Origin of the sequence: Halobacillus dabanensis (genome assembly GCF_900114165.1) — a bacterium.
In the GTDB taxonomy this organism is placed as follows: Bacteria; Bacillota; Bacilli; order Bacillales; family Halobacillaceae; genus Halobacillus; species Halobacillus dabanensis.
In genome coordinates this window covers 43019-53357 of the sequence record NZ_FOSB01000017.1, presented here as the reverse complement: position 1 = coordinate 53357, position 10339 = coordinate 43019, and the positions used below count along the sequence as shown (strand labels likewise).

Here is a 10339-nt window from a genome sequence, read left to right as displayed (position 1 = left end):
CTGTTGTTATAAGCGTAAATCGCTCTATAACAGGCTTTCCGCGTGCAGAATAGCTTATTAGGAGCTCATTCTTCTCCAATTACCATGTGTATGAAGCAGCTTTTTCCGTAAGTGGTTTCGAGACCCTTATATGGCAAAGGGGCGGAGGGGAATGGTGAGACTCCTGCGGGAAAAAAGTGCTTGGTGAGACCCCGAAGAGCAAAGCTTGAGGAGGCTCACCGCGCTCCCGCGGAAAGCGAGCTATTCCCCGCAGCCCCATCCACTCAATAAAAGTCTCGAAACTGAGTCTTCAAGAATAGGGAGCTTTACTTTAATAAAAACAAGGCTGCTGGTCGTCACCAGCAGCCTTGTTTTTGATAAGCCATTATTCTTTCACCGTTGCGCTTCGTTCCCTTAATTTAAATTTCTGCAGTTTTCCACTCGCGTTCCTCGGCAGTTCATCGACAAATTCATACCGACGTGGCCGCTTATATCTTGCCAATCTATTTCCAGAGGTACAAAACTCATCCAAATGCTGATCTGTTATATCGCTGTCTTTCCTCACTATATATGCAACAACACGCTCTCCCCACATATCATCCGGTTCACCTACGACAGCCGCATCTAAAACACTCGGATGGTCAAATAAGACATCCTCCACTTCTCTGGAATAAATATTCTCTCCACCAGAAATAATCATATCTTTCACCCGGTCGCTCACCCAGAGATATCCGTCCTCATCATAGGACCCTATATCTCCGGTATGATACCAGCCTTTGTATAAAACTTCCTCAGTCGCTTCCGGCCTATTGTAATATTCCTTCATCATGCTCGGTCCTCTAACTATAATTTCCCCGAGTTCTCGCGGTTTACATATTTCTTCAGGCTCCGCTGGTCCATGTTCATTTGTTCTTACTACTCGTACTTCATGATTCAGTAACGCCCTTCCTGCTGAACCAGCTTTAGACACTTGCTCTTCTTCTGTCAAAGCAGTGATTGCTGGCCCCATCTCTGTCATACCATATGCCTGGAGGAGTTGGACTCCTAAGGCATCATGCAGCTGCATCGTCAGAGCCGGAGCCATTGGCGCTCCTCCGTAGAGGCCTTGACGTAGTGTTTGGAAGTCCTCTTTTGAAAAGTCTTCCTGCAACATCATATTCCACATCGTAGGTGCTGCAAAGAAAGAGGTGATTTGTTCCTGCTTCACCGTTTCAATAACTTCAGTTGCCTCAAAGTGGTGCAACAGTACATTCGTTGCTCCAATCATGACACGAGGGAAGAAAGCGCAGTGTAATTCTGCACAATGGAAAATCGGAGCGACTGTCAACCCACGATCCTTTTCTGTAAGCCTCAAGCAAGCTGTCATTATCAAAGCCTGGTCCACCATATGTCGGTGGGTATGAACGACACCTTTAGGAAGGCCGGTAGTCCCTGAAGTATACATAATGGCATAAGGATCATTTTCATCTAACTCACACACTGGACGCTCTGAAGTCACACCCTCAATCCGCTCATAATAGTTCATAGCGTAAGGAAGTTCTTCTTCATCGATGGACCAAAATTCGACATTTGACATTGTTTTAGCTACAGGAGCGATTGGAGCTGATGTCATTTTTTCAAATACGACCACTTTCGGATCAGCATCCTGCAAAATGAACGCAATCTCCTGTTCCGTCAAGCGGAAATTGATTGGATTGAATATAGCACCAATCTTCATGCATGCAAACAATGTTGTCGCAAATTCCGAAGTATTGAAAAGGACTGTCGACACTTTATCTCCTTTCTCCACCCCGGAAGCACGGAGAGCATTAGCTGCACGATTGACTTCCCGATCCCATTCCGCATATGACCACCGTGTTCCCAAACGAAGATCCACTAAACCTTCTTTATCCGCATACTTAGCCACCGTCTGCTCAAACATACTCCGTAGTGTTGGTCCCATCTTTATCGACTCCTCTTTGTTTTTTCTCTGTTTAACGAAGGTATAGAATATAGAGCATAGAAAACCTTCGTTTATCAGAGTTCATTCAATTAACCAGAAACATTGCCAAGAGACAGAGGTCGATGAACAGTGCAGGCAAGGCGCGCTTTCCTTCCCTACAAAAATGTCTTACAGGAGTGAAACGAATCAAAAAAGCTACCTTCCTACCTCTAAAGCAAGATTGACACCCAACTCATTTCGGTTGCATACGTATGGCTCCGTCTAAACGGATCACCTCCCCATTCAGCATTGGATTATCTATGATGCTTAAAGCTAACTTCGCAAATTCATATGGTTTACCCAACCTTTGAGGGAATGGCGTCATTTTCCCTAATGCGTCGCGTGCTTCTTCCGGCAATTGCTCAAACATAGGCGTTTCAAACAGTCCTGGTGCTATCGCCATGACTCGCACACCATGACGGGCTAGCTCCCTTGATATAGGCAAGGTCATTCCAGCAACACCACCCTTGGATGCACTGTAGGCTGCCTGCCCTATCTGCCCATCAAAAGCGGCAATAGAAGCTGTATTAATAATCACGCCTCGCTCTCCATATTCATTCACATCATTTTCTTGCATTTTAGAGGCAGCAAGACGGATGACATTGAATGTGCCAATCAAATTCACCTCAATCACTTTAGAAAAAGACTCCAGATGGTGGGGACCTTCTCTTCCCACCACTTTTTCTCCAATGACAATACCTGCACAATTGACGACGGTATTCACTTTGCCAAAAGTAGCTAAACAAACATCCAACATCCGATTGATTTCTTCTTCGGAAGTGACATCTGTTTTCACAAAAATGGCGCTAGGGCCAATTTCCTGAGCCAGTTCTTCACCCTTTCGATCATTTTGATCTACGATGGCTGCCCGGCCACCATTTCTAACGATTTTTCTTACAGTAGCTTCGCCAAGTCCTGAAGCGCCACCTGTCACAACCGCTACTACTTCTTCTAATTCCACTTTCACCCCTCCAATCTTTCAATGACTGTACCATTCGCCATACCATGACCTTCACAGATTGCAAGCAAACCGTAACGTCCCCCCGACCTTTCCAATTCATGGACTAAGCTCGTCATAAGTTTCGCACCCGTGGCTCCTAGAGGGTGACCGAGAGCAATTGCACCTCCATTTACATTGAGCTTTTCATGAGTCACTCCCGTTTCTTTCATCCAGAATAAAGGAACTGGAGCAAAGGCTTCGTTTACTTCAAACAAATCTATATCCCCCATACTCAGCCCAGCTTTTTGTAGTGCTTGATATGTAGCTGGTACTGGTCCTGTAAGCATTAAAGTGGGATCGGAACCGACGACAGCACGTGATAACACTCTGAAACGCGGCTTCAACCCCAATGCCTCTGCCTTCTTCCGGGACATTAAAAGTACAGCCGCCGCACCGTCACTAATTTGGCTCGCATTCCCAGCTGTTATTTTTCCGTTTTCTTGGAAGACAGTCTTCAGAGCACCAAGAGTATCTACTGTTGTACCCGGTCTTGGGCCTTCATCCTGATACAATACACCGCCATCTCCTCCGACCGTTACAGGCATCATTTCCCTTTCAAAACGTCCTTCTTCTGTTGCCTTCAGTGCTCTTTCGTGACTTTCGGCTGCATAGGAATCCAAATCATATCTGCTTAATCCCCACTTTTCGGCAATCCTCTCTGCAGATTGACCCTGATTGATCATTTCAAAGCGGGAGGTTAATCTGTCATTGAAAGTGGTCCCTTTCATATTTGAAAACATAGGAACTCGCGACATGCTTTCAACTCCACCAGCAATAACTACATCCATATCTCCGCAAGCGATCGCTTGAGAGGCGAAATGGATCGCCTGCTGGCTCGATCCGCATTGACGATCAAGGGTAACCCCCGGAACTTCTATAGGAAATCCTGCTGTCAAAGCAGCAATCCTTGCAATATCCCCTGCTTGTTCGCCAATTTGACTCACACAACCAGCAATAACATCCTCCACCTCTGAAGGCTCTAATGACGCTCGCTTCACCAACTCTTGTAATAAATCAGCAAATAAAACATCAGGTCTGACTTCACTCAAGGCACCATTCCTTTTCCCGACAGGAGTCCGGATGGCTTCTACGATCACCACTTCATTCATTACGTACCCTCCCTAAACTAAATCCATTTTTTTAGCAATAATCGTTTTCATAATTTCATTAGATCCTGCATAAATGGCAGTCACTGGTGCATCACGGAACCTCCTAGCAATTTCATATTCCTCCATATAGCCGTAACCGCCATGAAGATGCATACATTCCACGGCCACCTTTTTGACCAAGTCAGTCGTCCACCATTTGGACATAGATACTTCCTTAACCACATCTTCACCTTTCATATGTGCTTCTATCGTCCGGTCTAAAAACGTCCGTCCAATTTCTATTTCTGTGTGCAATTCCGCTAACTTAAATTGAGTATTCTGGAAGGAAGCAATCGTACTTCCAAAAGCTTTCCGTTCTTTTACATAATTGATTGTCAATTCAAGCATACGCTCACAAGAAGCGATCGCCCCGATTCCTACAATCAATCGTTCTTGTTGTAGTTGATTCATCAAGTAATAAAAACCTTCCCCTTGTTTTCCTAATAGATTTCCTTTAGGGACAGCCGCTTCCTCAAAAATAAGTTCTGAGGTATCCTGGCTATGCAGTCCTATCTTCTCCAATTTCCTTCCTCTGGTGAAACCAGGAGTATCTCTTTCAATCACTAGAAGACTGACTCCTTTATACGCAGGTTCCGCTTTAGGATCTGTTTTACAAACGACGACAATTAAATCCGCATGAATACCGTTCGTGATAAATGTTTTTTCACCATTGACGGTATAATAATCGCCGGTTTCTTTGGCAGATGTTTGAATAGCAGCTAAATCAGATCCAGCTCCAGGCTCCGTCATCGCTATTGCTGTTATACACTCCCCTGTCGTACATTTAGGAAGCCACTTCCGCTTTTGCTCTTCTGTTCCATAAGCTTCGAGGTAAGGAACAACAATGTCATTATGCAAGCCAATTCCAATTAAACCTGTGCCGACCTTTTCTAATTCTTCATTGATAATAACGGAATACCCAAAGTCAGCCTCGTAACCTCCATACTCTTCCCTCAGCCATGGGCACAAATATCCTTGCTCTCCAAGCTTTTTCCAGAACGAGCGGGGGATCTCACCTTTCTTCTCCCACTCTTTGTAATACGGGTAAGCTTCTTTCTCTAAAAACTGCTTTAATGATTTACGTAGGATTTCATGTTCTTCTGTTATGTATGATGCTTTCATTTTCGTCCTCCCTGATGGTTATCTCTTAACTACTTCATGTATTTCTCTCCCCCACCTTGGGTTTCCTGCCTAATTCAGAAAACGCTTACACTTTTACCTATTTAGTTTTTTTTAGACAAATAACCCCCCCTCCATATACTCTTCAGTTAAATGGCAGTATTCTTGAATACTTGATTTCGAGGCTTTGAGTGTGAAATCATTCTTCTTGATACTTTCCATAATACATTACTGGTGCAACATTGCAGGAAAGCATATAATAGCCCCTCCCATGAAAGTTCCCTATTACTGTTCTTATATAATTTCGATATCCTAATTTAAGTAATGGTTTGTGGGGAATTGGGAGACTCCTGTGGGATGAACATGATAGGTGAGATCCCGGAAGACGAAGTCTGAGGAAGCTCAACACCTGCCCACGGTAAGCGAGTGGTTCCCAACAAACCATTCGCACCCAACCACAGCCTCGAAACTGAGTCTTACAGAATAGGGAGCTTTTATGTAAAGGGGAATGAAAAAACAGCCCGGTTTGGACTGTTTTTCTTTGGACTACCCGATAATTTTTTCTATAGCAAAAGCTACCCCATCTTCTTGATTAGAAGTTGTAACAAATGCTGCTTCTTTCTTGACAGCATCCTGAGCATTACCCATAGCGACACCAAGGCCAGCTTCTCTTATCATAGCCATATCATTCATACTATCTCCTACAGCCATCACTTGCTTCATCTCAATATCCAGCCATTCACAAACCTTTAAAAGGGCTGCCGCTTTATTGACACCGACCGGATTAATTTCAATATTTGTAGGACTGGAATTGGTTACTTCCAGATCTTCATTCGCATTCAGCTCATCAAGGATCACCCGTCTTACCTCGTCATCCTCTATATCGTATCCGAACTTAAGCCACTCATAGTCCAGAATTTCTTTATCAAAAGGATTTTGGGTGTTATATAAGCCTTGAACTGTCGAAGACCAGAAATAAAGGTCATGCTCATTTTTCAACTCCCACAGGCGTTCGACATGTTTATGTGCTAATATATTTTGGTCTACGAGGTTAAACTCGTGGTCATAAATCTCTCCGCCGTTGATCGTCACGATGTAGGAAGAGCGTCCAAGCGATTCTGCAATATCACGGCAACGGGATAACGAACGTCCTGTACTGAGTACGACATGAATACCTTTTTCTTTTGCTTTTTTAATAGCTGCAGCATTTGCTTGTGAAACTTCCCCCTCATTATTGACGAGGGTTCCGTCCATATCCAGAGCGATTAATTTTATCTCTCTTGTCATTAATGTCACGTCCTCTCTTCTCTCCACCCCATTTTAATACAACGAGCACTCCTACACAATTCATCAGCCAGACCTCTTGGGCCTGGCTGATGATTATTGTCCTCTATATTCTATTTTTATTTCTTCTAACGCCTTTGGGTCTGTCAATAACACAAGGCCTGTATGCCCTAGTGCCTTTGCACCTTTGATCAGAGCCTCATCCCCTTCTTGAGAGCAGGCCGCTTCTCTGAATTGGTCTGTATGAGCCACTAGACTTTCAGGACCAATTTTAATATAGGGGTGGATGGTTGGCACTACTTGACTGATATTCCCGGCATCTGTGGAGCCTAAGCCTTTTCTTTCTTCATAATACTCTTCACCAAGTGCTGTGATTTTTTCTTGGAATATACGATCGAACCGGGGAGTAACTTTAAAATTATCCACGCCATTTTGTATCCGAGTCATTTTGTAGGAAGCACCTGTCATATCAGCTGCTCCTTTAGCGATATTGTCTGCCTTTTGAGTCAGAGTGTCACACGTTTCTCTTGTAGCGGCTCTCAAATAAAAACGCGCGCGTGCATATTCAGGAACAATGTTCGGAGCATCTCCACCATTTAAAATCACCCCATGGATGCGGACGTCCTCTGTTACATGTTGTCTTAAAGCATTCAGACCGTTGTATAGCTGAAGCACCGCGTCTAAGGCATTAATTCCATCCTCTGGGTTACTCGCTGCGTGTGCGGCTTTTCCAAAGAATTCAAAGTCCACCGGGTCTACCGCAAGTGTAGGTGCAGACCCTATCGTTCGGCCAAGCGGATGTACCATCATGCAAGCATCGAGATCCTGAACGAGACCATGTCTTACAAATGTGCCTTTTGCACTCCCGTTCGGTCCTCCCTCTTCCGCCGGAGTTCCGAGCACAACTACTTCTCCGCCTGTTTTTGGCAAAAATTCACTCAATGCAATCGCTGCAGCTACAGAAGTAGTACCTATGATATTATGACCACAGGCATGTCCGAGCCCCGGTAATGCATCATATTCTGCCAAATAACCAATCTTCGGTCCAGGAATACCTGAACTTTTACGTGCTCTGAAAGCTGTCGGATGCTCCGGAATATTATCGTCCACTTCGAAATCAGCTGCCTCCAGAAGAGCTATCAATTGTTGAGAAGCATAATATTCTTCATTTCCTATTTCCGGATTGGCATGAATGAGATGACTTGTTTGGATATATTTTTCCTTTTTTTATCTATACTGTCAGCTAAGGCTTCTTCGAATGACTGTTTCACATCGATTCCCATAAGACCTCTCCTTTACCACCCGATTTCCTCCAACGGGACGAATGTAGGGATTAATGATTGATTGTAAACTTCTTCAATGTGGTTCGCGACGTCTTCTTCTTGATAAAGGTCTACAATCGTTTGATAAACTTCATTATCTGTTTCATCTGCACGAGCGGCGATAATGTTGATGTAAGGTTGAGCTGTTTCATCTTCAATGGCAATCGCATCTTCCACTGGGACAAAACCCGCCTCCACAGCTACACCATTGTTAATGATGGAAGCTGCTACATCCGGCAGGACGCGTGGTGTTTGAGCAGCTACTATTGGTTCAAATGTTAAGTTTTTCGGGTTATCTTCTATTTTGCTTAAATCACCATTGCCATCAAAATCCTCCGGTAAGCCGATGAGACCGGATTGTTCTAGTAAAAGTAGTGCACGTCCCATATTTGTTGCTTCTTTCGGCAATGCAATAGAACTACCTTCAGGAATATTGCTGACATCTTCATATTTTTCAGAGTAGACACCCATAGGTGCAATCAAGGTTGTACCAATAGGAGCGAGATCGAGGTCATGTTCCTCGATAAAAGAATCGAAGTAAGAGACGGTTTGGAAAGCATTCAAATCTATATCTCCATCAGCAAGTGCCATGTTAGGTCTTACATAATCAGCAAATTCAACCAATTCAATTTCAATATTCTCTTCTGCTGCTTTTTCTTTAATTTTCTCCCAGATCGGAACACCGGAACCGTTCAATCCTACTTTGACCTTTTTCGTCTCTTCTGACGCAGCGTCCCCTTCATTTGAGCAACCTGCTAATACTAGTCCTATTGTTAATAAAATACTTAATGATATAATCCATTTTTTCATGATGAATCCTCCTATTGTCTGCGAATTTTTTTAGATGCAAAATTTCCGATAGTTTGAGTGATTTGTACGATCAATACAAGTAGTAAAACTGTGGCAATCATAATGTCTGTTTCAAAACGCTGATAACCATAAGAGATTGCCAGATCTCCAAGACCTCCTCCACCGACAAAGCCGGCCATAGCAGATGCACCAACTAAGCCGATCGTGGCAATCGTCAAATTAAGAACGATAGAACTTAAACCCTCGGGTATATATACACGACGGATAATCTGCCAAGGACTCGCTCCCATGGCTTCCGCTGCTTCAATGACTCCTGGTTTGACTTCTAATAAACTGCTTTCTACTAATCTAGCTATATAAGGAGCGGAAAAAATCACGAGTGGTACCACCGCAGCAGCTGTTCCAATCGAAGAGCCGACAACAAATCTGGTAAAAGGCAAAATGGCAACGAGTAAGATGATGAAGGGTATAGAACGGAAAAAGTTCACCACAGTACTAAACGCATTAAAGACTGGTTTATTTTCCAGTAAGCCCCCTTGCCTTGTCACTACAAGGATAATCCCTAAAGGCAATCCAATTAATGTGGCTGCTAATAGAGAGATCCCTACCATCAGTAACGTTTGATACGTCGCTTCCCAAATCCGCGGCCAAAAATCCATTAAATTAACCTGCATTTGAAGTCACCTCCTGAACGGAAACGGTTTGTTGAATGTGATTGATTACTCGTAGGACTTCTTGATCTTCTCCTTGAAGTTCTACGACAAGGTGACCGAACGGGATACCTTGGAGCTCGGTGATTTGGCCAAATAATACATTGACTTCCACATCGAATTTTTTCGCTACTTGGGAGAGGACAGGCTGACCTGCACTTTCATCTACAAAAGTAACCCTGTAAATATTCCTTGATGCCCCTCTCTCTTCAATCCCATTAAGAATAGAGGCAGGGATATCATTTTCCATCACCGTCCGCACAAAATTTTGTGTAGTCGGATGCTGTGGATTAGAAAACAAGTCAAAGATCGATCCTTTTTCAATCACTTTTCCACTTTCCATCACTGCAATCCGATCACATACCTCACGGACTACGTTCATCTCGTGTGTAATCATCAGAATAGTAATCCCATACTCATCCCGGACTTTCTGCAACAATTTAAGAATCGATTTAGTAGTTTCAGGGTCTAAAGCTGATGTCGCTTCGTCACACAGTAAGATGTCAGGCGAAGTTGCCAATGCTCTAGCGATACCTACCCTTTGCTTCTGCCCACCGGATAACTCCTCCGGGTATTGTTTCGCTTTGTCCGATAACCCGACAAACTCCAGAATTTCATTTACTCTTTGATCCACTTCTTTTTTCGGTGTCCCGGATAAAGATAAAGGAAAAGCAACATTATGATGAACGGTTTTGGATTCAAGCAAGTTAAAATGTTGAAAGATCATTCCAATTCTTTTTCTTACTTTCCTTAAATCCGGTTTAGGTAGCTGCGTCAAATCCTCCCCATTGACGAGTACTCTTCCTTCCGTAGGACGCTCCAGTAAGTTGACTAATCGGATCAAGGTACTTTTACCAGCTCCACTGAACCCGATCACTCCGAAAATTTCTCCCTTATGTACGGTAAAATCCACCCCATCCACTGCACGCAAATCATTGCCATTATGCTGGTAAACCTTTGATACCTTTTCGAACTGAATCATTTTG

General features: G+C 43.7%; 8 protein-coding genes and 1 pseudogene. All 9 read right to left on the bottom strand.

What is annotated here, in order from left to right; all coding sequences use genetic code 11:
• Positions 1-364 precede the first annotated feature (364 nt).
• Positions 365-1921, bottom strand: a complete 1557-nt coding sequence (locus tag BMZ58_RS19805) for a fatty acid--CoA ligase (RefSeq protein ID WP_075038252.1) — start codon at positions 1919-1921, stop codon at positions 365-367.
• Between the two features lie 232 nt (positions 1922-2153).
• Positions 2154-2921 (bottom strand): 3-hydroxyacyl-CoA dehydrogenase, encoded by a 768-nt coding sequence (locus BMZ58_RS19800; protein WP_075038251.1) that lies wholly within the window; start codon positions 2919-2921, stop codon positions 2154-2156.
• A gap of 2 nt (positions 2922-2923) precedes the next feature.
• On the bottom strand, positions 2924-4069 hold the full coding sequence (locus BMZ58_RS19795) for a thiolase family protein (RefSeq protein ID WP_075038250.1): 1146 nt from the start codon (positions 4067-4069) through the stop codon (positions 2924-2926).
• A 12-nt stretch (positions 4070-4081) separates the two neighbouring features.
• Complete coding sequence (locus BMZ58_RS19790) at positions 4082-5230, bottom strand: acyl-CoA dehydrogenase family protein (protein WP_075038249.1); 1149 nt, start codon at positions 5228-5230, stop codon at positions 4082-4084.
• A 543-nt stretch (positions 5231-5773) separates the two neighbouring features.
• Positions 5774-6514, bottom strand: coding sequence for a Cof-type HAD-IIB family hydrolase (locus BMZ58_RS19785; protein WP_075038248.1), 741 nt, complete (start codon positions 6512-6514; stop codon positions 5774-5776).
• Between the two features lie 93 nt (positions 6515-6607).
• A pseudogene (locus tag BMZ58_RS19780) lies at positions 6608-7735 on the bottom strand (M20 family metallopeptidase); the annotation flags it as partial.
• A gap of 71 nt (positions 7736-7806) precedes the next feature.
• Positions 7807-8643, bottom strand: coding sequence for a MetQ/NlpA family ABC transporter substrate-binding protein (locus BMZ58_RS19775; protein WP_075038247.1), 837 nt, complete (start codon positions 8641-8643; stop codon positions 7807-7809).
• Between the two features lie 11 nt (positions 8644-8654).
• Positions 8655-9317 carry a methionine ABC transporter permease gene (locus BMZ58_RS19770; protein WP_075038246.1) on the bottom strand — a complete coding sequence of 221 codons (663 nt, stop codon included), beginning with the start codon at positions 9315-9317 and terminating at the stop codon, positions 8655-8657.
• Positions 9307-10335, bottom strand: coding sequence for a methionine ABC transporter ATP-binding protein (locus tag BMZ58_RS19765; protein WP_075038245.1), 1029 nt, complete (start codon positions 10333-10335; stop codon positions 9307-9309). The genes BMZ58_RS19770 and BMZ58_RS19765 overlap by 11 nt, the downstream gene beginning before the upstream one ends.
• Positions 10336-10339: the final 4 nt, after the last annotated feature.